The 26,228-nt window shown below is 63.6% G+C and carries 27 protein-coding genes and 1 tRNA gene; 12 read left to right on the forward strand and 16 right to left on the reverse strand.

The window, feature by feature from the left end; all coding sequences use genetic code 11:
- Window positions 1–102 precede the first annotated feature (102 nt).
- The 3 genes from ADADO0_RS19155 to ADADO0_RS19165 form a co-directional block, all read right to left on the reverse strand.
- Window positions 103–1,665, reverse strand: coding sequence for an ArnT family glycosyltransferase (locus ADADO0_RS19155; protein WP_511306801.1), 1,563 nt, complete (start codon window positions 1,663–1,665; stop codon window positions 103–105).
- Between the two features lie 123 nt (window positions 1,666–1,788).
- Complete coding sequence (locus ADADO0_RS19160; protein WP_511306802.1) at window positions 1,789–2,082, reverse strand: acylphosphatase; 294 nt, start codon at window positions 2,080–2,082, stop codon at window positions 1,789–1,791.
- 8 nt (window positions 2,083–2,090) lie between these two features.
- On the reverse strand, window positions 2,091–2,921 hold the full coding sequence (locus ADADO0_RS19165) for a cell envelope integrity EipB family protein (RefSeq protein WP_511306803.1): 831 nt from the start codon (window positions 2,919–2,921) through the stop codon (window positions 2,091–2,093).
- A gap of 168 nt (window positions 2,922–3,089) precedes the next feature.
- On the opposite strand from ADADO0_RS19165, the gene ADADO0_RS19170 reads away from it, so the two are divergent.
- The 5 genes from ADADO0_RS19170 (at window position 3,090) to ADADO0_RS19190 (ending at window position 7,499) form a co-directional block, all read left to right on the forward strand.
- The gene (locus tag ADADO0_RS19170) at window positions 3,090–3,548 is read left to right on the forward strand and encodes a RidA family protein (protein WP_511306804.1); all 459 of its coding nucleotides are present in this window, start codon (window positions 3,090–3,092) and stop codon (window positions 3,546–3,548) included.
- 18 nt (window positions 3,549–3,566) lie between these two features.
- Window positions 3,567–4,310 carry a glycerophosphodiester phosphodiesterase family protein gene (locus ADADO0_RS19175; protein WP_511306805.1) on the forward strand — a complete coding sequence of 248 codons (744 nt, stop codon included), beginning with the start codon at window positions 3,567–3,569 and terminating at the stop codon, window positions 4,308–4,310.
- Between the two features lie 34 nt (window positions 4,311–4,344).
- Entirely contained in the window at window positions 4,345–5,370 is a 1,026-nt protein-coding gene (locus ADADO0_RS19180) for a DUF4424 domain-containing protein (RefSeq protein ID WP_511306806.1), read from the forward strand.
- 70 nt (window positions 5,371–5,440) lie between these two features.
- A complete protein-coding gene (locus tag ADADO0_RS19185; RefSeq protein WP_511306807.1) occupies window positions 5,441–6,619 on the forward strand; it encodes a GNAT family N-acetyltransferase in 1,179 nt (392 codons plus the stop codon).
- Between the two features lie 112 nt (window positions 6,620–6,731).
- Complete coding sequence (locus tag ADADO0_RS19190) at window positions 6,732–7,499, forward strand: proteasome-type protease (RefSeq protein WP_511306808.1); 768 nt, start codon at window positions 6,732–6,734, stop codon at window positions 7,497–7,499.
- Window positions 7,500–7,523: 24 nt separating this feature from the next.
- Here the strand turns inward: ADADO0_RS19190 and ADADO0_RS19195 are convergent, their stop codons facing one another.
- A complete protein-coding gene (locus tag ADADO0_RS19195) occupies window positions 7,524–9,728 on the reverse strand; it encodes a ComEC/Rec2 family competence protein (protein ID WP_511306809.1) in 2,205 nt (734 codons plus the stop codon).
- Between the two features lie 148 nt (window positions 9,729–9,876).
- Between ADADO0_RS19195 and gltX the strand changes: the two genes are divergently transcribed.
- Window positions 9,877–11,292 (forward strand): glutamate--tRNA ligase, encoded by a 1,416-nt coding sequence (gene gltX, locus ADADO0_RS19200; protein ID WP_511306810.1) that lies wholly within the window; start codon window positions 9,877–9,879, stop codon window positions 11,290–11,292.
- An 83-nt stretch (window positions 11,293–11,375) separates the two neighbouring features.
- Window positions 11,376–11,561, forward strand: coding sequence for a sulfurtransferase TusA family protein (locus ADADO0_RS19205; RefSeq protein WP_511307227.1), 186 nt, complete (start codon window positions 11,376–11,378; stop codon window positions 11,559–11,561).
- Window positions 11,562–11,585: 24 nt separating this feature from the next.
- Here the strand turns inward: ADADO0_RS19205 and ADADO0_RS19210 are convergent, their stop codons facing one another.
- Window positions 11,586–12,752: a M20 aminoacylase family protein gene (locus ADADO0_RS19210; RefSeq protein ID WP_511306811.1), complete on the reverse strand. Its 1,167-nt coding sequence runs from the start codon at window positions 12,750–12,752 to the stop codon at window positions 11,586–11,588.
- 127 nt (window positions 12,753–12,879) lie between these two features.
- Window positions 12,880–12,955 (reverse strand) — tRNA-Lys (locus ADADO0_RS19215).
- A gap of 357 nt (window positions 12,956–13,312) precedes the next feature.
- On the opposite strand from ADADO0_RS19215, the gene ADADO0_RS19220 reads away from it, so the two are divergent.
- Window positions 13,313–13,531 (forward strand): hypothetical protein, encoded by a 219-nt coding sequence (locus ADADO0_RS19220; RefSeq protein WP_511306812.1) that lies wholly within the window; start codon window positions 13,313–13,315, stop codon window positions 13,529–13,531.
- Between the two features lie 29 nt (window positions 13,532–13,560).
- On the opposite strand, the gene ADADO0_RS19225 is transcribed toward ADADO0_RS19220, so the two are convergent.
- Window positions 13,561–14,262 (reverse strand): histidine phosphatase family protein, encoded by a 702-nt coding sequence (locus ADADO0_RS19225; protein ID WP_511306813.1) that lies wholly within the window; start codon window positions 14,260–14,262, stop codon window positions 13,561–13,563.
- 37 nt (window positions 14,263–14,299) lie between these two features.
- The gene (locus ADADO0_RS19230) at window positions 14,300–15,466 is read right to left on the reverse strand and encodes a GGDEF domain-containing protein (protein ID WP_511306814.1); all 1,167 of its coding nucleotides are present in this window, start codon (window positions 15,464–15,466) and stop codon (window positions 14,300–14,302) included.
- A 256-nt stretch (window positions 15,467–15,722) separates the two neighbouring features.
- Here ADADO0_RS19230 and ADADO0_RS19235 point away from each other — a divergent pair, with 256 nt between their 5' ends.
- Window positions 15,723–16,061: a hypothetical protein gene (locus ADADO0_RS19235; RefSeq protein ID WP_511306815.1), complete on the forward strand. Its 339-nt coding sequence runs from the start codon at window positions 15,723–15,725 to the stop codon at window positions 16,059–16,061.
- A 96-nt stretch (window positions 16,062–16,157) separates the two neighbouring features.
- On the opposite strand, the gene rpsI is transcribed toward ADADO0_RS19235, so the two are convergent.
- The 3 genes from rpsI to ADADO0_RS19250 form a co-directional block, all read right to left on the reverse strand.
- A complete protein-coding gene (rpsI, locus tag ADADO0_RS19240; protein ID WP_511306816.1) occupies window positions 16,158–16,631 on the reverse strand; it encodes a 30S ribosomal protein S9 in 474 nt (157 codons plus the stop codon).
- A 1-nt stretch (window position 16,632) separates the two neighbouring features.
- The gene (rplM, locus tag ADADO0_RS19245) at window positions 16,633–17,094 is read right to left on the reverse strand and encodes a 50S ribosomal protein L13 (RefSeq protein ID WP_511306817.1); all 462 of its coding nucleotides are present in this window, start codon (window positions 17,092–17,094) and stop codon (window positions 16,633–16,635) included.
- Window positions 17,095–17,313: 219 nt separating this feature from the next.
- A complete protein-coding gene (locus ADADO0_RS19250; protein ID WP_511306818.1) occupies window positions 17,314–17,751 on the reverse strand; it encodes a PaaI family thioesterase in 438 nt (145 codons plus the stop codon).
- Window positions 17,752–17,843: 92 nt separating this feature from the next.
- Here ADADO0_RS19250 and ADADO0_RS19255 point away from each other — a divergent pair, with 92 nt between their 5' ends.
- Both ADADO0_RS19255 and ADADO0_RS19260 read left to right on the forward strand, forming a co-directional pair.
- Window positions 17,844–18,671, forward strand: a complete 828-nt coding sequence (locus tag ADADO0_RS19255) for an enoyl-CoA hydratase (RefSeq protein ID WP_511306819.1) — start codon at window positions 17,844–17,846, stop codon at window positions 18,669–18,671.
- A gap of 84 nt (window positions 18,672–18,755) precedes the next feature.
- A complete protein-coding gene (locus tag ADADO0_RS19260) occupies window positions 18,756–20,159 on the forward strand; it encodes a P-loop NTPase family protein (RefSeq protein WP_511306820.1) in 1,404 nt (467 codons plus the stop codon).
- Window positions 20,160–20,192: 33 nt separating this feature from the next.
- On the opposite strand, the gene ADADO0_RS19265 is transcribed toward ADADO0_RS19260, so the two are convergent.
- A complete protein-coding gene (locus ADADO0_RS19265; protein ID WP_511306821.1) occupies window positions 20,193–20,423 on the reverse strand; it encodes a DUF2842 domain-containing protein in 231 nt (76 codons plus the stop codon).
- A gap of 140 nt (window positions 20,424–20,563) precedes the next feature.
- Between ADADO0_RS19265 and ADADO0_RS19270 the strand changes: the two genes are divergently transcribed.
- Window positions 20,564–21,637, forward strand: coding sequence for a COX15/CtaA family protein (locus tag ADADO0_RS19270; protein WP_511306822.1), 1,074 nt, complete (start codon window positions 20,564–20,566; stop codon window positions 21,635–21,637).
- Between the two features lie 574 nt (window positions 21,638–22,211).
- Here ADADO0_RS19270 and ADADO0_RS19275 read toward each other — a convergent pair.
- The 4 genes from ADADO0_RS19275 to argC form a co-directional block, all read right to left on the reverse strand.
- Window positions 22,212–23,495 carry an O-acetylhomoserine aminocarboxypropyltransferase gene (locus ADADO0_RS19275; RefSeq protein ID WP_511306823.1) on the reverse strand — a complete coding sequence of 428 codons (1,284 nt, stop codon included), beginning with the start codon at window positions 23,493–23,495 and terminating at the stop codon, window positions 22,212–22,214.
- Between the two features lie 25 nt (window positions 23,496–23,520).
- The gene (locus ADADO0_RS19280; protein WP_511306824.1) at window positions 23,521–24,060 is read right to left on the reverse strand and encodes a CoA-binding protein; all 540 of its coding nucleotides are present in this window, start codon (window positions 24,058–24,060) and stop codon (window positions 23,521–23,523) included.
- A gap of 21 nt (window positions 24,061–24,081) precedes the next feature.
- Window positions 24,082–24,858 (reverse strand): TatD family hydrolase, encoded by a 777-nt coding sequence (locus tag ADADO0_RS19285; protein ID WP_511306825.1) that lies wholly within the window; start codon window positions 24,856–24,858, stop codon window positions 24,082–24,084.
- Window positions 24,859–25,170: 312 nt separating this feature from the next.
- Window positions 25,171–26,223: an N-acetyl-gamma-glutamyl-phosphate reductase gene (argC, locus tag ADADO0_RS19290; protein WP_511306826.1), complete on the reverse strand. Its 1,053-nt coding sequence runs from the start codon at window positions 26,221–26,223 to the stop codon at window positions 25,171–25,173.
- Between the last annotated feature and the right edge of the window lie 5 nt (window positions 26,224–26,228).

Here is a 26,228-nt window from a genome sequence, read left to right on the forward strand (position 1 = left end):
CTTAGCATCGCGGACTATTTGCCTTCTTCAATTGATCCCGTTTCGCGCTGGCTTTCCGCAGTTCGATCGCGACGGCGCTCGTCACGCTCAATCTGAAACAACCTATCGGCACAACTCGCTGTCCAGCGGAAGAGGGGTGATCTGCCAGAAGCTTTCGCGGCGAGGCGTCATCAGGGGCGCCCACCACTTGGCCCAGACATCAAGGGCGGTGCCTTCCATGCGCGGTGGCGCCATCGCCCCGGAGCCGTTGAAGACGCCCGTCACCTGTCCGCATCCGGTGGCCGCACGCGGCGGCGGCCGGTAGGCGGTTTCGTTCGGAATGACCACTCTTGCTTGAGGTATGGCCGCTCGCAGGCGGCCAGCCGACATTCGGTCCGCCGCGACCAGCGTCGGCGCGGAACCCAGACGATCGAGAATAACCGGTCGCAGGGCTTTCAGCGGCTCGGCCGAGGTGCAGCGCCCGCAGAGCCGTGGATCGGGCCACAACGTCACCGCTGCGCGCACGCCTGCGACACCCACCGCCAGGAGCAGAAGCAGCACGAGGTAGATCTTGATGCGGTCCTGCCATCCGCCCAGCCGCTCGGTCTCCATGAAGATGTAGACCGGCGCGAACAGGAAGAAGACGTGGAAATAGCGGTCGCGCAGGCTGGTCGAGCCCACGGCCAGGACAGCGATTAGTGTGCCGATGGTGCCGATCAGAATCATCGAGCGCAGTACATGGCGCAACGCCGCCTGCTCGGGCGTGCCCTGGCGGGCGCCCTCCCCTCGGTTCCAAGGCAGGAACACCACGGCCACCAGAGCCAGGAATGGCAGAAGGTATCCGATCCAGGCACCGAAGAAAGTGTCCAGCACCTTCATCCAGTTGGATTTCGCACCCGGCCCCACCACGTCTGCGGTTGCCGCGACCACGTCCTGCTTCAGCAGGTAGAGGGCGAGGATGTAGAGGCCGATGGGAACCGCCGCCACCGCAAAGGTGATGCCGATCCGCCGGTCCAAGAACGCGCGCCGGAAGCTCGGCTCCAGCATGCTGGCGGCAAACAGGGCGATGAAATAAGCGATGAAGCCGAACTTGCCGACCACGCCGACCACGATCCAGGCGCCGAGACCGGCGTAGAGCCACGGCGATTTCGGTCCACGGGCCAGCGCCATCAGGGTCAACAGGAACCCGGCGATGGCGACGATCATGACGTTGGAATGGGTGAGGATGCGGTGGCTGTGATAGCCGACCACCCACAGTGCGGAGAGCGAGAAAACCGCCAGTGCCTGGAGGCGCGGATCGGTGATCGCCCGCCGCGCCACCCGGTAGACCAGCATGGCGCAAATGAAGAACAGGCTGTAGCGCAGGATCGCGAAGCTCAGCGGCCCCGGACCGGTGATCCTCTGGATGGCGTAGAGCAGCCAGTCGAACACCGGCGGATTTCGCGGGACATAGCTGACCTCGAATGACTGGACGAGATAGCTCTCGATCGAATCATCGACGTTGATCGCGCCTTCCATGGCGACGGAGATGATGCCGTGGACCAGCGCCCATATCGCGACAATCAAGGCCACGCCCCAGGGCGTCGCCCACCAGGGCGCCTGAGGAATAACGTCGCTATAAGCCCGCGGATTTGGGAAGGCGGGCGGGCGGAGCAAGCTGCGCTCCGCCGGAACGGTCGCGGGCACGTTGCACTCCGCAATGCTGATCGGAACTGATCTATAGCGCCGAGGGACGCGGCTAGCCACAGCGCACCCCCGACTTAAGGCGAGGAACTCGGCGACCGTAGCGGGAATGCTACACTTGGGTTGCTAGAGCGTGGCGAGGATGGCGACTTTGGGCCCGCCTCCGCTCGCAGACAAGGCGGCTTCAGATGCCTCATGCAGCAGAAGATCGTCGACCCGCGCCCCTGGAGGGCCGCTGCGGCAGGCGTCCACCATGGCAGCGACGGCATCCTCCGGGCCGGCAAACACGGCCTCGACATTGCCGTTACGGCGATTGCGAACCCATCCGCGCAGGCCAAGTGTCTCGGCTTCCCGCGCGCACCATGCGCGGTAGCCGACCCCCTGCACCCGTCCGGAAACGGTGAGGTGCGCGACTTTCACGTCCTCGCCTATTTCGTGCAGGTGTCGGAAGCGGCCTTCAGGACCTCGAATTTATCGAGAGTGCCGCGCAGCACGAAGTCATTGTAGTCAATCTTGAGACCGCCGACGACGCCGTTCTCATACAGCAAGAGGCTCATCACATAGGCTGGCGTTTGGCCTGATGCGCCGGCGTCGAAATAGCTGATGGTGACGGGATAATATGTCTGTCCCGCCAACACGGTCTTGGCCGCGTCTGGAAGGTTGGTCGCATCCTTTGCGGGACGGCCGATTACCGCCAAGGTGTCATAGACCTTGTCCCCGTCGTCGGAACCGTCGAACACCTTGGACTCGAACACGCTATCTCCCGCAGCCGCCGCCGCGAGCACCTTCAGAACGTGCTGGGTCGGCAGGAGGATCGGCCCCTTGAGATCGACGGATTCACGGCGCGGCTTGGTGATCTTCACCGTCAAACCCTCCGGTGAGCGGGTTGCGCTCGCATCCACATCGCTTCTCACCGCGCCGTCGGTGCGGTTCACGGTCTTGAATTTGTAGGACGTACCCGTGCCGTCCTCCCAACTCGTGGAGAGCATGTCGCTTCGGATCGAAGGTCCCTCTCCGGTGTCGAGGTTGTTCGCCTGGTGCAGGTTCACGGTATAGCCCTGGCAGGCGTCACCTTTCATCTCATAGTCGATGCGGCCGTCTGCGCCATCGAGCTTCTGGGAAGACTTGGAAGGGTCGAGTGCGAGGGCATAGCTGGCCCGATGCGCCATCAGGGCGTTCGCGGATGCCGCATGAGGCGCCAGTCCCGCGAGGGCCGCGAATACGAGGCCTAAGGTCAGCGGACGCATAGACACCGTCATTGCCGATTCCCTTCCAAAAATTGCCATGCCCTACAACCTTTCTTTCCCTTACCACTGCTTGCGTGCAAACAAGGCTTCGGCCAAGACAGGTGCGCGGACCATCGCGCCATTTCCATGGCGGCGTAACGCTCCGCACCAAATTCAGCCTAACACGCCCAGGAGCCGCGCATGTCCATTGAGCAGAAGCTCGCCGAACTCGGGATCACGCTTCCATCTCCCAAGCCTCCGCTGGCGAATTATGTTCCGGCTGTGAAAACCGGCAATCTTCTCTTCATATCCGGCCAGATCTCGGTCGACGGCTCCGGAAAACTCACTACGGGTAAGCTCGGTGGTGGGGTAGAAATTGCCGAAGGCCGTGAGGCGGCGCGCATCTGCGGGATCAACATCATTGCCCAGGTGAAGGCGGCCGTAGGCGACCTCGACAAGGTGGTTCGCATCGTCAAGCTGGTCGGCTTCGTGAACTCCGCCCCGGACTTTACCGACCATCCTGCCGTAATTAACGGCTGCTCCGACCTGCTGGTCGAAGTGTTCGGTGACAAGGGTCGGCATGCACGCTCGGCGGTGGGGATCGCCGCCCTTCCGTTCAACGTCGCTGTCGAAGTCGAAGCGATCGTTGAAGTCGCTTAATGGTCGCCCGGCCGAAGCATGCGTGATCTCAGCTTCTTGACTCGCCTGCCGGTGGCCCATCGCGGCCTCCACGAGGCCGCTATGGGCATCGTGGAAAACACCCTGTCCGCGATCACGGCGGCGATGGACGCGGGATACGCCATCGAACTGGATGTTCAACTGAGCGGGGATGGCGAAGCCGTCATCTTCCACGACTTCACGCTTGAGCGTCTGACAACAGGCAACGGGATACTGCGCGACCATACGGTGGCAGGGCTAAAGCAGATCGCGTTCCGCCATACGGCGGATCGCATCATGACCTTGCCGGAGCTTCTCGCTTTGGTGAACGGCCGGGTGCCGTTGCTGATCGAAATGAAAAGTGCCTTCGACGGCGACACGCGGGTCGCCCAGCGTGCTGCGGAGCTTGTCTCGCGTTATCAGGGCGCCGTTGCGCTCATGTCGTTCGATCCGGATCTCGTGGCGGCGGTACGCCGCGCCAACTCTGGCATCGTCCGGGGCATCGTGGCGGAACGGCATTATGCGCATGACGAGTGGGCGCTCCTGCCGCTGCGCACGCGCCTCGTGCTGACAAACCTGCTTCATTGGCCCCGCACGCGCTTCGAGTTCATCGCCTACCGCGCGGCGGACCTGGGCAATGCCCGGCTGCGTGTCGCCCGTGTGATGGGACTGCCGGTGCTTGCCTGGACGGTTCGCAGCGCGGAAGATCAGGCGCGCGCGGTCAACTACGCCGATCAGATGATTTTCGAGGGCTTTCGGCCCTGACCCATGCGGTGTGAACACCGCAAAGGAGGAAGCCTTGAGCCGTAGTCCTTTGTCTGTAGGGATCGCATGCGCAGCGACCGTCCTGTGCCTTGCGGGTGGCGCACGGGCCAACGACACGTCCGCCGCCCTCGGCGCGGGCGGTCTGGTGTTCGTGCAGAACGATGCCATCAGCATGGTCTCTGAAGACCTGTCCATATCCGAGAAAGAAGTGCGGGTCCGGTACGTGTTCCGCAACACGTCAGACAAGGACGTGCGCACCCTTGTCGCCTTCCCCATGCCGGACATGGCCTATTCGGAGCAGGAAACCTCGATCCCCAATCCGGAAGCCGACAATTTCCTGGATTTCCATACCAGCGTGAACGGGGCGCCGGTCACGGCATCTATCGAGCGGCGCGTGATCGCGTTGGGGCTGGAGCGCACTGCGCTGCTCCAGGAATTCAAGGTTCCGCTCATGCCGTTCGGGCAGGCGACGGTCAAGGCGCTGGACGCACTACCGGACGCACAGAAACAGAAGCTGCTGGAACTCGGCTTGGTGCGTATTGATGAGTACGACGCCGGCAAGGGATGGGAACGCCATCTCACGCCGCTCGATTGGACACTCAAGACCACTTACTTCTGGACCCAGACCTTTCCGGCGAAAAGCGACCTCGTGGTCGAGCATCGTTATCGTCCCAGTGTCGGCATGTCCGTCGGCACGATGCTAGGAACGAAAACCAAGGATGCGGATTTCCTTCGGGAATTGCGCAACATGGACGAGACGTTCTGTATCGATGGCGCCTTCAAGTCGGCCGTCGCCCGCGTACCACGCCTTCAAGGGTCCGATACGCCGGCCCTTTCCGAGGCGCGCATCAGCTATATTCTCAAGACCGGCGGGAACTGGGCGGGGCCGATCGGGGACTTCACCTTGACCATTGATAAAGGTGCGCCAGAAAACCTCATAAGTTTCTGCGGAACCGGGGTGAAGAAGATCGGGCCGACGACATTTCAGATGCGCGCCAAGGACTTCTTTCCGCAGAGCGATCTCAATATCCTCATCCTGAAGCCCCAGCCCAAACCCTGAGCAGGACCCTGACCCTGCGACCTTGCACCGCCCTTTCGTGCACGATGCAGCGTCTACATTTGCAGCGAGCATGACAGAGGCGCGCATCCGCATTCTCTCCGGCCTCGGCGACATTCCCGCCGAACAGTGGAACGCGTGCGCAGCCGGCACCGCTGCCGCGCCGGAGCCATTCGTCTCACACGCCTTTCTCCTGGCATTGGAAGACGCACGCTGCGTCGGGGCGCGGGCCGGCTGGGCGCCGCAGCATCTGATCCTGGATGGCGCCGACGGGCGTCCCGCAGGCGTTGTGCCCGCTTATCTCAAGAGCCATTCACGCGGGGAATACGTTTTCGACCAGGGATGGGCGGACGCCTATGAGCGTGCCGGCGGCGCCTATTATCCCAAGCTTCAGGTCAGCGTGCCGTTTACGCCGGTGACCGGCCGCCGGCTCATGGTTCTGCCCGGTCCGGACGCCGAGACCCGCCAGGATCTGCTCGCGGCCGGGCTGGTGCAGCTTGCCCGTCAGCACGGCGCGTCATCCGCCCATGTGACGTTTGCGACGCAGGAGGAATGGGGCCGTCTGCGCGAGCTGGGGTTTCTTCAGCGCGTGGACCAGCAGTTTCACTGGAAGAACGAAGGCTATGCCGCGTTCGACGATTTTCTCGAAGCCCTCTCCTCCCGAAAGCGCAAGGTGATCCGCCGTGAGCGGCGCGAGGCTTTGAGCGCAGGGATCGAAATCGAACATCTCACTGGTTCCGACATCACGGAAGCCGCTTGGGATGCGTTCTTCGCCTTCTACATGGACACCGGCTCGCGCAAGTGGGGGCAGCCGTATCTCAACCGCACGTTCTTCTCCCTGCTGGGCTCGCGGATGGCGGACAAGGTTCTGCTCATCATGGCGCGGCGCGGCGGACGCTACATCGCCGGGGCGCTGAACATGGTTGGCACGGACACGCTGTATGGCCGCTATTGGGGGGCCATAGAGCATCACCCATTTCTGCATTTCGAGGTCTGCTACCATCAGGCGGTGGATTACGCGATCGCACACAAGCTGACGGTGGTGGAGGCCGGCGCGCAAGGCGAGCACAAGCTGGCGCGCGGCTACCTTCCCACCCTCACCTACTCGGCTCATTGGATCGCTGATGCGGGGCTGCGGCGTGCGGTCGCGCAATACCTTGAGCACGAGCGTGAGCATGTGTTTCAAGCTGGCGAAGACCTCGCCGAACTCGGTCCTTTCCGACGCGGCACCGCCCCTGAAGAACAGGATTGAGCCATTGGGACTATCGCGCCACACGAAAAAGATATTCTTCGCGGGCACATGACCACGATTGCAGCCGCACGCCGTGGCTCGCTATAACTCGCAGCCAGGGTGAGGGACGGCGATGACGTATTGCTGCGGCGTATTGGTCCGTAATGGTTTGGTGATGATTGCCGACACGCGCACCAACGCGGGGCTCGACAATATCTCGACATTTCGCAAGCTCCACATCTTCGAGGAGCCGGGTCACTACGTGATGGCCATCGCCTCGGCGGGGAACCTGTCGGTTTCTCAGTCGGTCATCAGCATGCTCCATGAAGGCGTCGAGGATCATGAAGCCGGCGAGCGGCAGATGCTGCGCGACAGCCGCACCATGTTCCAGGCCGCCCAACTCGTCGGCCGCGCGATCCGTCAGGTGCACAGCTTCGATGCCAATGCGCTCGAACAGAGCAATGTCAGCTTCGACGTGTCGTTTCTTCTTGGTGGACAGATCGCTGGCGGCCCGCTGCGCCTCTTCATGGTCTATTCTGCGGGCAATTTTATCGAGTGCACAACCGACACGCCATTCCTGCAAATCGGCGAGCACAAGTACGGCAAGCCGGTTCTCGACCGCGCGGTGAATTACGACATGGATATTGCCGATGCGCTGAAGTCGAGCCTGATCTCCATGGATTCGACGATGCGATCGAACCTGGGCGTAGGTCTGCCGATCGACGTGCTGGTGCTCTGCCCCGATACGCTGGAGGCTGAGCTGAAGTATCGCATCGAGCCGGGCGAACCCTATTTCCACGATCTGCGCGAGCGCTGGTCGGCGGCATTGCGGGCTGCCCATACCGCCATCCCCAGGCCGCCTTACCTGAAAAACAGCATGCTGGATCGCAAGGAGAGCTGAGACCTCTTCTTCGGTTTCTGACTATTACGTGGCATCCGTAGCCGCTGCGTCTTCGCTGCCGGCGGGGGTCCCATCCGATATGGGCCATTCAGCCATCCACGGGCGCTGAACTCTGGGATTCCGTGCGGGCACCTCGCGCCATCCATCCGCCGTGCGGAAGAGGGCCACGGGGCCGGTCCGAGCCAGCGTCGCGGGGGAAAACACCCGCGCCGGACATTTCAGCGGCGCGGCGTGAGCCGTGACCACCATGTCGGCTTCCAGGCAGTCCGCCTCCAACCCTTCCGGCCGTCGAGACAGGGCGATGCGGCCTCCTCCGGGCAGGGTGGCGACGCACCCGAGGGTGTCGCAGATGAAGGCGGACGTCAGGGCGAGGTCGGTGCTGACGCGCATATCGCCGTCCCGTGTCAGCCATTGCGAGGCAACCATCTTGTTGGCCGTGGCGCCTGCAATGGAAAGCCGGCCCTGCCCGTCCCGCACCGCCACGGTCCGTCCATCCTGCGACACAAGCACGTCGGGCCTCGGTGGCGCGCCTGCCATCAAGACTGCCAAGGTCGCGGGCACCACAGCGACCGCCACCAGCCATCCCCGCAGCAGGCAGAGACAGCACAGGGCCAGAGCCGCCGCGCCCGCCGAAGTGGCGGTGACGACATCCGTGCGATAGGCCGAGCCCGGCAGGGCCGCCACCCGGTCCGATACCCCCACCATGATGTCGATGCCCGCGCCCATGACCGGCCACGCAAGATGATCAAAGCCGAACGGCATCAAGAGCACGCCGATGAGCCCAAATGGCATGACCAGCAGCGAAACCGCCGGCATGGCGGCAAGGTTCGCCAGGAGGCCATAAGGCGCCAGGCGCTGGAAATGCAGCGCTCCGAAGGGCGCGGTGGCGAGGCCCGCCACCAGGGACGTCAACGCGAGGCCGGCGAGAAATAACGCCACCTTGAACAGGATACGCCATGCCAGGCTGTCCGGCGGGCGCAGGCTCCAGAGCGGCCGGCACCGCTCATAGGCCGCGACGAGGGCGAGCGTGGCGGCAAACGACATCTGCGTGCCCGGGTCCAGGACCGAGACCGGTGCAATCACCAGAACCAGCACCGCCGCCACCGCGACCGTGCGCAGGTTCAGTGCGGGGCGGCCGACCAGAACGCCGAGAAGCACGATCGCCGCCATGAGGAAGGAGCGCTGGGCCGGCACATCGTTGCCCGAAAGCGCGAGATAGAAAGCGCTGCCGGCCACCGCGACAGCCGCAGCCATGGATTTAAGGGGATAGCCGAGGGCCAGAACAGGCGAGAGCGCCAGTATCCCGCGCACCAGGGCGAACAATGTCCCTGCCACCAGCGCCATGTGTAGCCCAGATATGGAAAGTACGTGCGTGAGGCCTGAGAGGCGCATGCTTTCCTCGACCGCCGGGGAGATATGCGCACGATCGCCAGTCACAAGCGCCACTGCGATGTCGCCCGCGCTGCCGCCCAGGGACGCGCGTATCCGCGCGGAAAGTCCGGATCGCACGGCTTCCAGCAGCGCGCCGATCCGCACTCTCAGGGAGGGCGGAGTATCGATGACCACCGCCTTCGGCTTGCCCAGGCCATACCCCACTGCCGCGATGCCTTGGAACCACGGCGCACGGCCGAAATCGTGCGCCCCCGGCTCAGCAGGTCCCAGCGGGGGCAGAAGCCGGGCGAGTTGGGACACCGCCGAGCCTGCCGGCGGCGCGCTCCCCCGCGCCAACGAAAGCCGAACAAGCTCCGGCTTGGTGGAAAGTCCTCGCCCTTCGGCCGTTATCACCCGCAGGAGGATACGGTCGGCGGTGGCGCGGCGCTCAACCTGTTCGACATATCCGGTCAGTTTCACGGCGCCGGCCGGGGGCAGAATCACGGGATGTGCGATCCGCGCCGTCTGGAACGTCGCGACGGCAAAGCCGGTGGCCAACGCGGTGAGCGCAACCAGAAGCGCAAACGAGACCAGCCGCCTGCGTGCAAGGAACGAGAGCGTGGCGAGAAAGAGCGTCAGTGTGCCCGTTGCGACCAGGGAGGGTTCCTGCTCTGCGCCGAAATAGGCCAGCATCCCGGCCGCCATGAGCACGGGAAGCCACAGGATGAGCCGGCCCGCATCCGCCTCGGCCCTGATATCTCCCGCAAGCTTGCCGGGGAGCGCGTGGAACAGCCTGTCCCGGGAGCCCCAGACCAGGGCAGGATAGGGCCGCGCGCCCGCGCTTCCGGCGCGCGGCATCGCGCGCGCCCGGCTTTGCGCTGGCCCCTGCCCGTCCCTGTCCACGGCCGCGTTCCCCAAACAGCCCGCCTATGCTACATGGGCGCCGCCCGCGCGCCATGGCCGCAGCGCGCAACTCCGCCAATTCTCGCCGCATCGACCGGATTCCATGTCAGAGATCGTCACCCGTTTCGCTCCCTCGCCCACCGGCTTCCTGCACATCGGCGGCGCGCGCACCGCACTGTTCAATTGGCTCTACGCCAAGGCCAAGGGCGGCAAGATGCTGCTGCGCATCGAGGACACCGATCGCCAGCGGTCCACGACGGAAGCCATCGACGCGATCCTCGAAGGGCTAAAGTGGCTCGGCATCGATTGGGACGGCGATGTGATCTACCAGTTCGCCCGCGCCGAGCGGCATCGGCAGGCGGTGGCGGAGATGCTGGCGCACGGCAACGCATATCCCTGCTACGCCACCGCCCAGGAACTCGAAGAGATGCGCGAAACCGCGCGCAAAGAGGGTCGTCCGCCGCGCTATGATGGCCGCTGGCGCGACCGCGACCCGTCCGAGGCCCCGACAGACCGCAAACCGGTGATCCGCCTGAAGGCACCGCGCGAAGGCGAGACCCTGATCGCGGACATGGTTCAGGGCAACGTGACCTTCCCGAACAAGGATCTCGACGACCTTGTCCTGCTGCGCTCGGACGGCAACCCCACCTATATGCTGGCGGTGGTGGTGGACGACCATGACGCGGGCGTCACCCATGTCATTCGCGGCGACGATCACCTGACCAATGCCGCGCGGCAGACCCAGATCTATCGTGCGCTGGGCTGGGCCGAGCCGGCCTGGGCCCACATTCCGCTGATCCACGGGCCGGACGGCGCCAAGCTGTCCAAGCGCCATGGTGCGCTGGGTGTCGATGCCTATCGAGACATGGGCTATCTGCCTGCGGCGCTGCGCAATTATCTCGTGCGCCTGGGCTGGAGCCACGGCGACCAGGAAATGTTCTCCACCGAGGAGATGGTCTCCTATTTCGATCTCGACCGCGTCGGTCGCTCGGCGGCCCGCTTCGATTTCCAGAAGCTGGAGAACCTCAACGGCCATTACATGCGCGCCACCAGCGATGAAGACATGCTGGCCGCCGTGGAAGACCTGCTGCCCCACCTGCCGGATGCCGAGGCGCGCCTTGCCCGCTTCACGCCCGAGCGCCGCGCCCAGTTGCTCGCCGCTATGCCGGGCCTTAAGGAGCGCGCGAAGACACTGGTGGAATTGATCGACAACGCCGCCTTCCTGTTCGCTGAGCGCCCGCTCGCGCTTGAGGACAAGGCGGCCGCGCTGATGACGGATGAGGCGCGGGGTCACCTCGCCAATCTGTTGCCGCACCTTTCAGCGGTCGATTGGACGGCGGCGGCCACCGAGGAGGCTGTGCGCACCTATGCCCAGGAGGCCGGCATCAAGCTCGGCGCAGTGGCTCAGCCCCTGCGCGTGGCACTGACCGGCAAGACCACCTCGCCGCCGGTGTTCGATGTGCTGACCGTGCTTGGAAAAGCGGAAAGCCTTGCCCGTCTGATGGACCAGGCTGCGTGACAGGGCCCAAAAAAGGCGCGGCGACCAATGCGGCCGATGCCGCGCCGGTCGTTCATCTGGATCTGAAAGGTCTTAAATGTCCCATGCCCGCGCTGCGCACCCGCAAAGCGCTCGTGGGGCTGCCACCGGGAACACGTCTGGTGGTGACATGCACCGACCCGATGTCGGTGATCGATATTCCCCATCTCGCGCACGAGACCGGGAATGTCTTCGAGGGCAAAGAAACGGAAGCGGGCGTCCTCACGTTTCGCCTTAGGAAAACCGTCTAGCGAATCGGTTTTGCTAGAATTTCGTCACCCGATCGGCAGTGCGCGCTCAACCAGCCTCACCCAGAATGAGGCGCCGAGCGGCAACGCCGCGTCGTCGAAATCATAGGCCGGATGGTGCAGGCCGGCGCTGTCGCCGTTGCCGATGAAAATATAGGCGCCAGGGCGCGCTTCCAGCATGTAGGCAAAATCTTCGGCCGCCATCAAAGGCGGGGCTTGACCGTCGACGTTGGCAGCGCCCGCAACATCCTCCGCAACTTCCTGGGCGAAGGCGGTTTGGGTGGGATGATTGAGGGTCACTGCGTAACCCTCAATGATCTTGACCTTCACCGTCGCACCGAAGGCGGCGCCCACCCCCTCGGCAACCTGCTTGACCCGGTCGCGAAGCTGGAGTCGTACTGCCGGGCTGAGGCTGCGCATGGTGCCAACCAGTTCCGCCCGTGGCGGCAGCACATTGTCGGCTTCGCCTGCGTGGAACATTGAAATCGAGATGACGCCGGAGGCGAGTGGATCGACATTGCGCGCCACGACCTGCTGAAGGGCGGTGACGATGGAGGCGCCGGTGAGCACCACGTCGATTCCCTCATTCGGCTTTGCGGCGTGAGAGCCGCGCCCTTCCACCGTGATCTCCACATGGTCGGCCGAGGCCATGATGGCGCCTTCGCGCATGGCGAAGTGGCCCACCGGAAGGCCCGGAAGATTATGCATGCCATAGACCTCGTGGACGCCGAACCGCTCCATGAGGCCGTCTTCCAGCATGGTGCGCGCGCCGAAGCCGCCTTCTTCCGCAGGTTGGAACACCATCACGGCAGTGCCTGAGAACGCCCGTGTCTCGGCAAGGTGGCGTGCGGCGCCCAGCAGCATGCTGGTATGGCCGTCGTGACCACACGCATGCATTTTTCCAAGGGTCTTCGAGGCGTATTCCGCACCGGTCCGCTCCAGGACCGGCAATGCATCCATGTCGGCGCGCAGAGCGATCACGCGCCCGTCCTCGCCCTGACCTCGGATCACCCCGACAACGCCGGAGCGGCCGATACCCGTCACCACCTCGTCGCAGCCGAATTCCCTCAACCGTTCCGCCACGAACGCGGAGGTATTGGGCAAGTCGTACATCAGCTCCGGCGTCTCGTGCAGATGTCGCCGCCACCCGGTCAGCTCATCTGCGGCGTCGGCGATGCGGTTGATGACTGGCATGTCGCGCTCCTTGGCGAGGGATGGTGCGCGCGCGCGGTATGGGGGTCAATGGCGCATAAGGGCGCTTTGGAAGGAGCTATTTTCATGAGTCGAAAGGCTAGGCGTTGAAAAACGCTTGGCATTTCGATGGTGAGCCCGTCGGGATTCGAACCCGAGACCCCATGATTAAAAGTCACGTGCTCTACCGGCTGAGCTACGGGCTCACTAATGGGGGCGTAGGTAGGCCGCTGGCGGCGCAGGGTCAAGTAGCGGCGACGCCTTACGCGCATCAGACCCACGGGACACAGCTTTCAGATCAGCCTCCGTCCCGAGTGCTTACCACCTCATTCTCAAATCCGGCGCGTTAAACGCCTCATTAGGCCATGGTTTGATACTTCCATATTCGCAGCGGGAGAATTCCGTCGCACCCAGAAAGAACGTCCATGTTATCGCGTCGTCGTTTTTTAAGCTCAATCCTTGCCGCAGGGGCAGCAGCACCGGTCCTTGCCACGTTCGCGGCGAACGAGGCCCAGGCGCAGTGGGGGCCTCCAGGTCCGCCGCCTCCCGGTTTCCGGCGACCCATGCCGCCGCCGCCCCCGCTGCGGTTTGAAAGGGCTCCTCCGCCGCGCCGGGGATATGTCTGGTCGCCGGGCCATTGGACCTGGAACAGCCGCGCCTGGCGCTATGTCTGGATTCCCGGCCAATGGGTGCGTGTGCGTCCCGGCTTCCGCTATGTGGGCCCGGCTTGGAACAACCGTGGCGGCACATGGGTATACGTCCCTGGTCGCTGGGTACGCTGAACACGGAATAAAAGATCGTGAGCGGGTGCCTATCTCAGGCACCCGCTCGCCTTCCCAAGACCATCTGTCTTGTCCCAGTCATTGGCAGGCAAATTGGCAAAGGGTCCGTCAAACACCTGCTTCTTCATGGCGAATCGGGTCGGCGTCCCATCGGGGTTAAAATCGACGATCCAGAAATAATCATAGGTCTCGGTCGGCCATGTCGTGGGGACATCCGGCAGGATATCGAGGCGAAGCAATTGGCGCAGACTGATCTTGCGGTTGGGAGACTGGGCCTCGAGCTTCGCATTGGCGATGTGCTCGTGCTCCCAGACCATGACCACCGTCCTGCCATTGAAGCTTGGCTCGTTCATCACCAGCCGCGCCGCCTCTTCCGTGTGGGTCGCGAGTGCCGCCCGGAATCCCGCGAGACCCTTCATGCGGGTTTCGCCCGGCAGCACCGTGAAGAGAACGACAGGCTGCCCCCAACTCGTGGCCGCGGGCGCAGCTAATTCAAGGGCGTGCAGTGTAATCGACACGAAGGCCGCCGGCCTTTCACCCGCAGCGAAGAAGGAATCCTTCGCGCCCTGCCCCAGATAGGTCTTCACAAGGGCCATCGCCCTCTCGATGCCCAGCTTACACAGGCGAAAATCATCCTTTTTCTCGCCATGGCGCAGGATGATGACGCGCGCGGGCGCTGCGGCGGCGATTCCGCTATCGAGAAGAAGCAGGGCGCATGCACCTAGTGCCACCCAAAAGCCTGACCGTCTCAAAGTGCACGCTCCCTCATTATACGGTGACGCCGGCCGAGATGGGAAAGTATGCGACCCGGTCGCGTCCGTTACATTTCGCCTGATAGAGAGCCTGATCGGCATCCGCGACTAGTTCTGCCGGCGTCTGCAGGCGTTGCGGGTCCCATTCGGTGATTCCGATGGAGGCAGCGACGACGATTTCGCTGCCTTTCCAAATCACAGGTTGCGCTCGAAGCTCGCGGCGCAAATCCTCGGCAACGCGCAGCGCGTCCGTCAAGCGCGTATCCGGCATGATCACGCTGAACTCATCGCCACCGATCCGTCCGATCACGTCTGTGCGGCGCATCCGCATCGACGCGACCTCGCCGAACCTGCGAAGACATTGGTCACCGGCCGCATGCCCGTGGGCGTCATTAATGGACTTGAAGCCGTCAAGATCGATTACGAGGAGGCAGAATGGGCGTCGCACACGTCGTGTGCTGGCGCATGCCTGGTTCAGGCGTTCCAGAAAATGGCGACGGCTTGAAAGCCCGGTCAGTTCGTCCACCACCACCAGCGACGACAATTCGAAGCGAACATGCTCCATCACCGCCAGCATGAAACCGAGCTGGCAGGTAACGAGGCCGAAGATGATGCTCAGCACCGCGAACAGGCCGATGGGCCGTGTTATGGTGTCTGGCAGCACCTCCATGCTGAAGGCGATCGCACCGCCAATGCGGATGGTCTGGCCGACGATGGCCACGGCCATCGAAATGGCACACAGCCGCGCGGCGGGAGACAACGCGATACGCCGGAAGAGTGTCTTGATGATCAAGGCAAACGGAACGACGGCGCTCAGGCTGTAGGCCAGATTTAGCAGGATGCCGTTCTCTCCGGCCGCCACGATACCCAGCATCGTCGCCAGCGTGATAACGAGGGTTTCGATCCAGGGGGGCTTGAAACCGTAAAACTGCCGGATGCCGATCCAAAGCATGCACATGGCGAAGGCAGCGATGACGTGAGCACCGATCGAAACCAACCCCGTGCCTTCGGGATGGGTATTCATGATGCCGACCGCGGCAAGGATCATCAGCACGGTCGCCGAAATCCAGGCGGGGATACCGGGCACATGGGGATAAGAGCGCCAGAGGACCCCCCACGTAACTGTGAAGGTGGCGGTGAGAAAAAGCAGGAAGACTTGGATCGTATAAATATCGATCTTCATGAGGCCCGGATCACGGACTCCCGCTTCCCGAGGTGGAACATCGACCACCTGGGAACAGCATGTTGTTTTGCCGACGTCTTCCTGACAAGCCGCAAGCTGAATCCGGAGCATATTGAGAAATGCGACCGGCGAGAACACCCCCGTTCACAAATCTCCGGGAGGGTGCCGGGTCTTAGCCATGATGGCGGCCGTCGCTTGCCAATCCCCGCGCCCTCGCCTATGCGAAGCGACGCGATATCAGGGGGTTTCGATGCGGATGGCTTACTCTTGGATCAGCGGCGGCGCCTTCGGGTTCAGCATGGTCCTGTGCACGGCCCTGTCTCTGCCGGCCCTGGCGCAGAGCACCGGCGCGCCGCATATCCCCATCACGCCGCACAATCCGAACATCATCAACCTGCCGGTGATCCCGCAGGGCAGCTATCTCGATCCGGGTCCCGGCGCCGCCATCAAGCCGGATGTCAGCATTGGCGATGGTCGGAACGAGGATTATGTGTTCCCGCCGAACGATGGCGGCTTCATGGGCGCCTCGCCTCCGGGAGATCCCACGGCGGACGGCCAGTGGAGCCCTCTCCCCGGCGACACACCGAGCTTCTAAAAGCCGGCGGACCCCAGGCAGGCAACAAAACCAAGCAAACAAACAAAAAAGGCCCGGCAATTTGCCGGGCCTTTTCGTTTTGATTAACGCTTTCGATCAGCGCTTCGAGAACTGGAAGCTCCGGCGAGCCTTGGCGCGACCGTACTTCTTGCGCTCGACGACGCGGCTGTCGCGGGTCAGGAAGCCACCCTTCTTAAGCGGCGAGCGAAGCTCGGGCTCGTAGTAGGTCAGCGCCTTAGAGATACCGTGCCGCACAGCGCCGGCCTGGCCGGAGAGGCCGCCGCCGGCAACCGTGCACACAACGTCATAGGAGCCTTCGCGGGCGGCCGCCTGGAACGGCTGATTGATCAGCAGGCGCAGCACGGGACGGGCGAAATACACCACCACGTCGCGATCGTTCACCGTGATCTTGCCGGTGCCGGGGCGAACCCATACGCGGGCGACAGCGTCCTTGCGCTTGCCAGTAGCATACGCGCGGCCGAACTTGTCCAGCTTCTGGACATGAACGGGAGCTTCCTGCTGACCCGACGAAAGGGTGTTCAGGGCGTCGAGGGACTGAAGGTCGGACATGTCAGTTCCTCACATTCTTGCGGTTGAGGCTCGCCACGTCGAGCGTGACAGGCTGCTGAGCCTCATGCGGATGGGACGCACCCTTGTAGACACGCAGGTTGCCCATGATCTTGCGGCCGAGCGGGCCGCGGGCAAGCATGCGCTCTACCGCCTTCTCGATGATCCGCTCGGGGAAGCGGCCTTCGAGAATGAATTTTGCAGTGCGCTCCTTGATGCCGCCGGGGAAGCCGGTGTGGTGGTAATAGACCTTCTGCTCGCGCTTGCGACCGGTCAGAACCGCCTTGTCGGCATTCACCACGACGACATTGTCGCCGCAGTCCACATGCGGGGTGTAGATCGGGCGATGCTTGCCCTTGAGGCGCATGGCAATGATGCTCGCGAGACGGCCCACAACGAGGCCGCTGGCATCGATTACCACCCACTTCTTCTCGATTTCGGCAGGCTTGGCCGAATACGTCTTCATGGATTGGTTTCCGGATATGAAGGCCGCAACTCCACGAATGACGCAGAGCCGTGCAGCGATGGCGGGTTTCTACCTCACCCCCCTCGTCGGGTCAACGCAATCTAGGCATAAATTATCATTATAAAACAATGGTTTAGAAAAATGGTATTTTAACACCGTGACTCAAACCCTGTTTTTACGACGAAAAATGACGGTTGGCGCCCTGCGCCCTCGGGTACCTCAGCGTTGAGGGATCGAATAGGTGGCGACGCAATGCGCCACAAGGTCGGTATCCGACGCACCGCGCAGCCCCACGTCCCCCACCGCCAGCCGTTTACCCACCTTGATCAGGCGCGCGAACGCGTAGATCTGCCCGGGAGTCGGCTTGCGCAAGAAGTTGATCGAGAGGTTCGTCGTAACCGCAAGCGGGACAAGCCCGATCTGGCCCAGCAGCGCGACATAGGTCGCCACATCCGCCAACATCATGAGCGCGGGTCCCGACACCGTGCCGCCCGGCCTCAGGTGCTCCTCGCCGGCATCGAGACGCACGGTTGCGGTATTGAGGCCAAGCGAGACGATGGAGTGGGGACGTCCGGGCCCGAACGCTTGAGGGAATTCTTTGGCCAGGAAAACCTCAAGTTCCTCGATCGTCACCACGGTATCGCGCGCCGGTTCCATCTTTCGCTCCCTGTCGCCGACGCCTCGCGTCTTGTTCGGCTCTTGCATAAAGTAGGAGCACAAAAGATCAACGCGTTCAGGAAGGACGTCCGATGTCTTCAGCCAGCGCCTCTGCGAGCGTTCATGCAGTGCAGGAACCCGTGCTTCGCATAGATGCGGACGCAATTGCGACACTGACACTGGCGCGCGCGGCCAGCTGCAACAGCCTGTCCGATGCCGCCATGGCATCGCTCTCCGGTCATCTCGCCGACATAGCGGGCGATACATCGGTGCGGGCTGTGGTGCTGACGGCGGAAGGGCCGGTCTTCTCAGCCGGTCACGATCTCAAGGAAATCCAGGCCCACCGCGACGATGCCGATCACGGCCGCGCTTATTACGAAGGCGTCCTCAAGCGCTGCGCGGCTTTGATGACGGCCATCGTGCGACTGCCACAGCCGGTCATCGCCGCGGTGGAGGGCATGGCGACGGCGGCCGGCTGCCAGTTGGTGGCGAGTTGCGACCTGGCGGTTGCCGGCCGCGCCGCCCGCTTCTGCACGCCGGGCGTCAACATCGGCCTGTTTTGCCACACACCCATGGTGGCTCTCTCGCGCGCCGTGTCCAGCAAGCATGCCCTGGAGATGCTTTTGCTCGGCGAATGGGTGGAGGCGGACGAAGCCCACCGCATGGGCCTGGTCAACCGCGTTGTCCCCGAAAGCGAGGCGCTTGCGGCGGCGACCGCCCTCGCCCGCCGCATCGCAGCCAAATCCCAGGTGCCGGTGAAGCTTGGGAAGGCCGCATTCTATCAGCAAGCGGAAATGACATTGGACCAAGCCTATGCCTTCGCCTCCGATGTCATGGCCACCAATATGCTGGCGCGTGACGCGGACGAGGGCATTTCCGCGGTTCTCTCGAAGCGGCCGCCGGTTTGGGAGGACCGTTGAGGCGAATATTTACTTCTCCTAAACCATAAACAGCCATTCTGACGCATGCGCGGCCGTGGTGCCGACAGGTCCGGGATGGGACACATGGCTTATGGATGGGCGGAACGGCTTGCCTCCCGCACCCCTTCGAGGGACGGCGCTTCCACGCGTCTTCTCCTTCTTGCCTGGGTCCTTCTTGCCTGCGCGACCCTGATTTTGCTGGTTCCAGCCCGCTATACCGTCCGCAGCACCCTCTCCTTCGATGTCGCGGCGCAGCCGGCTGCAACGACGGTTCGGGGCATGGCGCAGGTCTTGACCTCCAAGGAAATGGCCTTCGAGGTGCTGGATCGCCTGTCGCGCGCGGACGCCGCTTTGCTCGGGGTGCAGCGCCGCCTCATTCCATTGCCGCAATGGCTTGGTGGCGAGGATCGCCCTGCCCGCGACCGCGCCGCCAGTCGGCTGACTGACGATCTCTCCATCACCCCCCGCCATGGCGGGCGCACCCTGGAACTCGCCTTCACCGCAGAGAGGCCGGGCCTCGCCACGCGTGTGATGCAGACCTATTTCGACACGTTCGCCGCGCTGCAGGCGGGCGCGCGCAGCCGCGCTCCTGGCATGGCAGAAGCGGCTATTCCACCACTCGCTCCAGGGGCGCCGGCGCTTGAGCCGAGGTTCCGCGACCTGCCGCCGCTGTCGGCAGGGCTTGGTCTTGCAGGTTTCGCGCTTGCCCTTGCCATCCTCACCATTCACGCAAGACGCCAGCGCACGCTGCTCCCGGTCCGGACGCGGCATGACCTTCCCTCCCAAACCCAACCAGCACGTCGGGTTGCCTGGATGGACGCAGGAAGAGGCGCGGGCCTGACGTGTGAAGACGCTGTCCAGCGTCTTGCTGAACAGGTCATCTCCGAGCGGGACAAAGGCGATGCACGCCTTGTCGTGCTGACCTCGGAGGTGGCGTGCAGCGCCTCCGCCACATGCGCCATCGGCCTGGCGCGCCACCTCGCGGACGAGCATCGGGTGGCCCTGGTGGCCCTGGATGGTGCGTCCGGAGATCTTGGCGCCCTGGTGTCCGACCCGTGGGCGCCTGGTATGGGGGAAATGCTGTTCGGCGTCGCCGGCTTCGGCGAGGCGATCCATCGCGACCCGCAATCTCGCGCTCATGTCATCCCTCCCGGACGGGATGCACGCGGGGGTGCAAGCGTTGTCGGCGCCGACCGCCTTCTGCTGATTCTCAACGCGCTGCGGCAGACCTATGACTTTGTCGTCGTCGCAGCCCCGGTGCTTGGCGGCACGGTGAGTGCCGCCCGGCTTGCGCAATTCTCGCCGCTGGTCGTGTGCATCGAGGACATGGACGCAGACGCGGCTCCGAATGTGGAAGCCTATGATGCGCTCGCCGCCCTCGGGTTCGGCCGCGTGCTGATGCTGCGGATCGATGCTGAGCCGCCCCGGGCGACGGGGGATGAAAGCGGCGAAGCGCAGCGTCTCATTCCGTCCTTATCTGCCGCTTAAAGTAGAAGAATATCTCATAAAAACAGTTATTTATCAGGGTTTTCTGAGGTCATTCTTCACGCGATCCGGACGCTCCATCCAGCGGATCAGAAAAGCCGCCGGCACGACCCAAGATACGCCCAGCAGGATGTAGCAAACGGTCTGAAGCGCCCAGTGAAGTTCCGTGACGCGCCCTTGGGCGGCGCCCATGGCGCCGAGCGCCCAGAAGGTCATCAGAAGCAGCAGCAGCACGGTTCCGATAAACTTGCGCAGGCGCTGGGGCATTTCATCTCCTCTATGGGCAGCGGCAAAACGGCCGCAGCAGGGGCGACAGTGCGTCTGTTGCGCATGTCGCACCTGCTCTATATCGGAACTGGCCGGGGGACGAAATTCTGGAGCGCGTTGGCATGACGCGAGGCGAAGCGATGACACAGCCCACCGGCAGCGGACTGCGCGCGGTTCGCCTTTGGCTTTACGCCGTGGCTGCACTCGTCGTGTTGATGGTGGTGGTAGGGGGCGCGACACGCCTGACGGAATCGGGCCTCTCGATCACCGAATGGAAGCCTGTGACTGGCGTCCTGCCGCCACTCTCCGAGGCCCAGTGGCAAGCTGAATTCAACAATTACAAGGCCATTCCCCAGTACGAGCTGCTGAACAAGGGCATGGATATTCATGGCTTCAAGCGGATTTTTTGGTGGGAATGGGCGCATCGCCTGCTCGGCCGGGTGATCGGCTTCGCCTTCGCCCTGCCGTTCATCTATTTCGTTATCAGGGGGACGTTGCGGGGCACATTGCTGGTGCGCAGCCTTGGCCTGTTCGTGCTGGGCGGCCTCCAGGGCGCGGTTGGCTGGTGGATGGTGGCGTCTGGCCTGTCGGGGCGTGTCTCCGTCAGCCAATACCGGCTCGCCATCCATCTCACTCTCGCCTGCCTGATCCTCTCCGCGACCGTCGCCGTGGCGCGCGGGCTCACGCCTCGGCCTTCGGGAACGAGCAGCCGCGGCCTCGCAATGGGGGCCGGCGCGATCCTGGTTCTGATTTTCGTGCAGATTTTCGCCGGCGGGCTGGTCGCCGGCCTCGATGCCGGAATGACCTTCAATAGCTGGCCTCTAATCGACGGCAGGCTGATTCCCGATCCGGAAAAGCTGGGGCTGCTGAACCCGGTGTGGCGCAACGTGTTTGAGAATGTGCTGACGGTGCAATTTCAGCACCGGATGATCGCCTACACCCTGTGGCTCGCGACCCTCGCCCACGCGATCCATGCGCACCGGGTTGGTGGCTTTGCCGCCCAACAGGCGTGGCTGCTCTTCGCCATGGTGACGGGCCAGGCTGCCCTTGGCGTGATGACGCTGCTGTATTTCGTGAAGCTTGACGTTGCGCTAACCCATCAGTTCGGCGCGACTGTGGTGCTCATCATGGCGACGGTGCACCTGAGCGACCTCTGCCGTAAAGAGAACGCAGCGATTGTGGCGGCGCCCAGCCTCAGTTCAGCTCCAGCATGATGTCGGGTCGGTAGAAGGTTCAACAGCCCTGCGGGGATCAACGCCAGATCCGCGACGAACCTCTCTTCGCTCTGAGCCAAGGCTTGGCGGACGGCGCAATGGGCGATTGTCCGTAGCGCGCTAAAGCCGGTCAGCGAGCAAGGTTGAACGGCTCGAGAAGCTACTCCTGGCCGGCGTATCCACGGCGAAATCTTCCATTGGCACCGAATGAACGCGATGGGGGCGGGCGCTTGAATTCGCTGGTCTATTGCAGCAGATCCATCTTTGCTAAAATGCAAAATACTTATATTTTCAATATCTTGAACCCCATATCCTCATCTTCCTCAAGAGGGTTGCCGCGTTCAACAAAGTGAGTCTAAAGCTTTCCGACATGGCATGGCGCTGGTAGGGGCGAGGCTCGGCAGGAGCCTCTTGCCCCGCATGATCACGCAACATCTGCGCACCCGGCGGTTGCGCAGATGTTTCTGGCGGAGCCGATACCGACTGGAACATGGCACCCATCTGGCGGCGGGGCGGCTACCTCTCGGAGGTCCGCGCCTGGCTCGCACTCACGCGAGATGTCTGCGAGCGTCGCTCAACCCTCGACGAGCGCCTGATCCAGATCGGCGATAATGTCGCCCACATCCTCGATGCCGATTGAAAGGCGCACCACTTCAGGTCCGGCGCCCGAGGCCGTCTTGGCCGCATCGGTCAACTGGCGATGGGTGGTGGAGGCGGGGTGGATGATGAGGGAGCGTGTGTCGCCGATATTGGCGAGATGCGAGAACAACTGCACCTTGGAGACCAGCGCGACGCCGGCCTCATAGCCGCCCTTCAGGCCGATGGTGAAAACCGCCCCCTGCCCGCGCGGCAGATATTTGCGCGCGAGACCATAATAGCGGTCGCCTTCCAGGCCGGGGTAGCTGACCCACTCCACAGCGGGATGCTTCGCCAGATATTTCGCCACCGCCAGCGCATTCTCGCAATGCTGCTTCATGCGCAGTTGAAGCGTCTCGATGCCGGTGAGGATCAGGAAGGCGTTGAACGGCGACAGCGACGGGCCGAGATCGCGAAGGCCGAGCACGCGGGCGGCGATGGCGAAGGCGAAATTGCCGAAGGTCTCGTGCAGCACGATGCCCTGATATTCCGGGCGCGGCTGCGACAGGAACGGGTAGCGCCCGGAGGCCGACCAGTCGAACGAGCCGGCATCCACGATCACGCCGCCGATGGAATTGCCATGGCCGCCGAGGAATTTGGTGGCGGAATGGATGACGATGTCGGCGCCATGCTCGATCGGCCGCCACAGGTAGGGCGTCGCCAGGGTGTTGTCGACGATCAGCGGCACGCCTGCGCGCTTGGCAATGGCCGACATCGCGGCGATGTCGCAAACCACGCCCCCGGGATTGGCGATGCTTTCGGTGAAGATCGCCTTGGTCTTGTCTGAGATGGCGCGCTCGAACGAGGCAGGCTCATCCGGGTCGGCCCACACGACGTTCCAGCCGAAGCTTTTGAAGGCGTGGGTGAACTGGTTGATGGATCCACCGTAGAGCTTTCGCGAGGCGACGAATTCATCACCCGGCGACATGATGGTTTGGAAGGCCAGAAGCTGGGCCGCATGGCCTGAAGCCACCGCCAGCGCGGCCGTGCCGCCCTCCAGCGCCGCGACACGCTCCTCAAGCACGGCATTCGTTGGGTTGCCGATGCGGGTGTAGATGTTGCCGAACGTCTGGAGGCCGAACAGCGCAGCGGCGTGGTCCACGTCGTCGAACACAAAGGACGTGGTTTGATAGATCGGCGTCGCCCGCGCGCCCGTGGTCGGGTCGGGCTGGGCGCCGGCATGCACGGCGAGGGTCGCAAAGCCGGGTTCACGATGGGTCATGGCGCTCTCTCCTCCTGGAGGTTTGTTATTTTGTGCCCGGCGGCGTGCGCGACAGCGCAAGGCGCTGCACGCCTGAGACGAGGCGCTGGGGACGCTTGGACGAAATGGTGCGGCTGTTCACGCCGGTCCAACCGATTTCACCGGATAGCCGGCCGTATTCGATCTTGGGGCAGCGGTTCATCACCACCTGCATGCCGGCGGCTTCCGCCTGGATGGCGGCTTCTTCATGCCGCACGCCCTGCTGCATCCACAACACCTTCGGTAGCGGCAAAAGGGTCAACACCTCATCCAGCACCGCCGGCAGATGCTCGGCCGCGCGGAACACGTCCACCATGTCGATGGGCGCGGGGACGTCCGCGAGGCGGGCATAGGTCATCCGGCCGGCGATGGTCTTGCCCGCCTGCCCCGGATTGACCGGGTAGACCTCGAAACCGCGCTCGCTCAGATATTTGGTTACGAAATAAGACGGGCGCGCGGGATTGGCGCTGGCGCCCACGATCGCCACGCTCTTCACGTCCGTCAGGATGCCCCTGATGTAGCCGTCGTCGTAGCGGTCGTGGTTCATGGGGCTAATCTCCACGCCGGATCAGCGGCGGGCCTTCGAGAACAGGGTGAAGAAATTGTCGGTGGTCTGGGCGGCGATCGCTTCGAGGCTTACCCCGCGCGTGTCCGCCAGTATCTTTGCGGTCTCGCGAACGAAGGCGGGCTCGTTGCGCTTCCCGCGATTGGGGATGGGCGCCAGGAATGGCGCGTCGGTTTCCACCAATATGCGCTCGGCAGGCAGACTGGCCGCGATCTCGCGCAGGTTCGCCCCGTTCTTGAAGGTCAAAACGCCGGAAAAGGAGACATAGCCTCCCAGCGCCACCGCCCGCCGGGCGAGGTCCGCACCGCCGGTGAAGCAGTGGAGCACGAACGGAAACGCGCCCTTCGCGCTTTCCTCCTCCAGGATCGCGGCGACGTCGTCATCCGCCTCTCGGGCATGGATGATGAGGGGCAATCCGGTTTCCCGTGCGGCGGCGATATGGGTGCGAAAACCATGCGCCTGCGCATCGCGCGGGCTCTTGTCATAGTGATAATCGAGGCCCACCTCGCCGATCGCCACCACTTTCGGATGGGCAGAGAGCGCCACCAGATCGGCGGTGGTGATATCAGGCTCCTCCGCCGCCTGGTGGGGGTGGGTGCCGACCGAACAGAAGACATTTTCGAACCGCTCGGAGATCGCCCTGATCTCATCGAACCTGCGCACCCGCGTCGAGATGGTTACGAGGTGAGACACCCCCGCCTGCTCCGCGCGCGCCACCACGGCGTCGAGTTCGCTGGCAAAGTCGGGAAAATCGAGATGGCAATGGCTGTCGACGAGCATCGGGGCCTCGGCAAAGGGATGATTTTGATAAGCGGTCGGGAGGCAACCGTCGAGATGGGTGGTTATCCTACGCGATACACCGCCCTTGCCCCGGACAAGCGAGGCCGAAGGCTGAGCGCGGATCCAGGGGCCAGCGGAAAATCCGGCGAAGCCGGCAATCCGCGACCAGCGCCCCCCATCTCCGCCGTGTGGCGTCGGAGATGGGTTGAAGCGCCTTCGGCGGTCTCCTTGCGCTGGACCCCGGCTCGGCGCTCCGGCTTCGCCGTCGCCGTTGGGAAAGGGACGGAGCTTTCGCAGCCCCGTCCGCTCGCCTCACGGCATCAGAGCGATCTGCTCCAGGCCCAGCGTCTCGGGATAGCCCAGCACGAGGTTCATGTTCTGAACCGCCTGGCCGGACGCGCCCTTCACCAGATTGTCAGTGGTCGAGACAATGATCGCGCGCCCGCTCACCCGGTCCGCCACCACGCCCAACATGGCCATATTGGAGCCGCGCACATGCCGGGATTGCGGCACCTGGCCAAAGGGGAAAATGTGCACGAAGGGCTCGCCGCGATAATAATCGGTGAGCAGCTTGTGCAGGTCTTCAGCCTTAGCGCCGGTCATGCGGACATAAAGCGTCGCGTAGATGCCCCGGTTCATGGGCACCAGATGCGGCACGAAGGTCGGAGCCACGGGACGACCTGCCGCCTTGGAGAACTCCTGGTCCAGTTCGCCCATGTGGCGGTGCGAGCCGACCGAATAGGCGTGAATGCCCTCAGATACCTCCGAAAACAGCATGGCCTCCTTGGCCGCGCGTCCCGCCCCGGACATGCCGGTCTTGCTGTCGATAACAATGCCTTCGGGGTCGATCGCCCCCGCCTCAAGCAGAGGAACGGCCGGGAGAATGGCCGTGGTGGTGTGGCAACCGGGGTTGGCCACCAACCGCGCCTTGCGGATGTCGTCGCGATAAATCTCCACCAGGCCGAACACCGCCTCTTTCTGGAGATCGAGCGCGCCGTGGGGGTGGCCGTACCACTTCTCGTACATGCCCGGGTCCTTCAGCCGGAAGTCGGCGGAAAGATCCACCACCTTCACATGAGGGGCGGTCTGGAACACGGATTTGATGACCTCTTGCGTGGTCGCGTGCGGCAGGGCGCAGAACACCAGATCGACGGCGGAATAATCCACCTCGTCGATGGTGATGAGCTTGGGCAAAGCGAACGGCGCAAATTGCGGAAACACGTCCGCCATGGACTGTCCAGCTTTGCGGTCGGCCGTCAGGGCGACGATCTCGACGCGGGGATGACGCAGCAGCAGGCGCACAAGTTCGGAGCCCGTGTAGCCCGAGGCGCCCAAAACCGCGATCCGTGCCTTTGCTTCCGACATGACCT

This window comes from Aquabacter sp., assembly GCF_965279295.1.
Classification (GTDB): Bacteria; Pseudomonadota; Alphaproteobacteria; order Rhizobiales; family Xanthobacteraceae; genus Aquabacter.

Bases quoted from the DNA above. Each gene is read 5' to 3' on its own strand.
- ADADO0_RS19165 (WP_511306803.1), bottom strand. From the start codon at position 2,921: ATGACGGTGTCTATGCGTCCGCTGACCTTAGGCCTCGTATTCGCGGCC.
- ADADO0_RS19170 (WP_511306804.1), top strand. From the start codon at position 3,090: ATGTCCATTGAGCAGAAGCTCGCCGAACTCGGGATCACGCTTCCATCT.
- ADADO0_RS19175 (WP_511306805.1), top strand. From the start codon at position 3,567: ATGCGTGATCTCAGCTTCTTGACTCGCCTGCCGGTGGCCCATCGCGGC.
- ADADO0_RS19185 (WP_511306807.1), top strand. From the start codon at position 5,441: ATGACAGAGGCGCGCATCCGCATTCTCTCCGGCCTCGGCGACATTCCC.
- ADADO0_RS19190 (WP_511306808.1), top strand. From the start codon at position 6,732: ATGACGTATTGCTGCGGCGTATTGGTCCGTAATGGTTTGGTGATGATT.
- ADADO0_RS19195 (WP_511306809.1), bottom strand. From the start codon at position 9,728: ATGCCGCGCGCCGGAAGCGCGGGCGCGCGGCCCTATCCTGCCCTGGTC.
- gltX (WP_511306810.1), top strand. From the start codon at position 9,877: ATGTCAGAGATCGTCACCCGTTTCGCTCCCTCGCCCACCGGCTTCCTG.
- ADADO0_RS19205 (WP_511307227.1), top strand. From the start codon at position 11,376: ATGCCCGCGCTGCGCACCCGCAAAGCGCTCGTGGGGCTGCCACCGGGA.
- ADADO0_RS19210 (WP_511306811.1), bottom strand. From the start codon at position 12,752: ATGCCAGTCATCAACCGCATCGCCGACGCCGCAGATGAGCTGACCGGG.
- ADADO0_RS19220 (WP_511306812.1), top strand. From the start codon at position 13,313: ATGCCGCCGCCGCCCCCGCTGCGGTTTGAAAGGGCTCCTCCGCCGCGC.
- ADADO0_RS19230 (WP_511306814.1), bottom strand. From the start codon at position 15,466: ATGAAGATCGATATTTATACGATCCAAGTCTTCCTGCTTTTTCTCACC.
- ADADO0_RS19235 (WP_511306815.1), top strand. From the start codon at position 15,723: ATGGCTTACTCTTGGATCAGCGGCGGCGCCTTCGGGTTCAGCATGGTC.
- rpsI (WP_511306816.1), bottom strand. From the start codon at position 16,631: ATGTCCGACCTTCAGTCCCTCGACGCCCTGAACACCCTTTCGTCGGGT.
- rplM (WP_511306817.1), bottom strand. From the start codon at position 17,094: ATGAAGACGTATTCGGCCAAGCCTGCCGAAATCGAGAAGAAGTGGGTG.
- ADADO0_RS19250 (WP_511306818.1), bottom strand. From the start codon at position 17,751: ATGGAACCGGCGCGCGATACCGTGGTGACGATCGAGGAACTTGAGGTT.
- ADADO0_RS19255 (WP_511306819.1), top strand. From the start codon at position 17,844: ATGTCTTCAGCCAGCGCCTCTGCGAGCGTTCATGCAGTGCAGGAACCC.
- ADADO0_RS19260 (WP_511306820.1), top strand. From the start codon at position 18,756: ATGGCTTATGGATGGGCGGAACGGCTTGCCTCCCGCACCCCTTCGAGG.
- ADADO0_RS19265 (WP_511306821.1), bottom strand. From the start codon at position 20,423: ATGCCCCAGCGCCTGCGCAAGTTTATCGGAACCGTGCTGCTGCTGCTT.
- ADADO0_RS19270 (WP_511306822.1), top strand. From the start codon at position 20,564: ATGACACAGCCCACCGGCAGCGGACTGCGCGCGGTTCGCCTTTGGCTT.
- ADADO0_RS19275 (WP_511306823.1), bottom strand. From the start codon at position 23,495: ATGACCCATCGTGAACCCGGCTTTGCGACCCTCGCCGTGCATGCCGGC.
- ADADO0_RS19280 (WP_511306824.1), bottom strand. From the start codon at position 24,060: ATGAACCACGACCGCTACGACGACGGCTACATCAGGGGCATCCTGACG.
- ADADO0_RS19285 (WP_511306825.1), bottom strand. From the start codon at position 24,858: ATGCTCGTCGACAGCCATTGCCATCTCGATTTTCCCGACTTTGCCAGC.
- argC (WP_511306826.1), bottom strand. From the start codon at position 26,223: ATGTCGGAAGCAAAGGCACGGATCGCGGTTTTGGGCGCCTCGGGCTAC.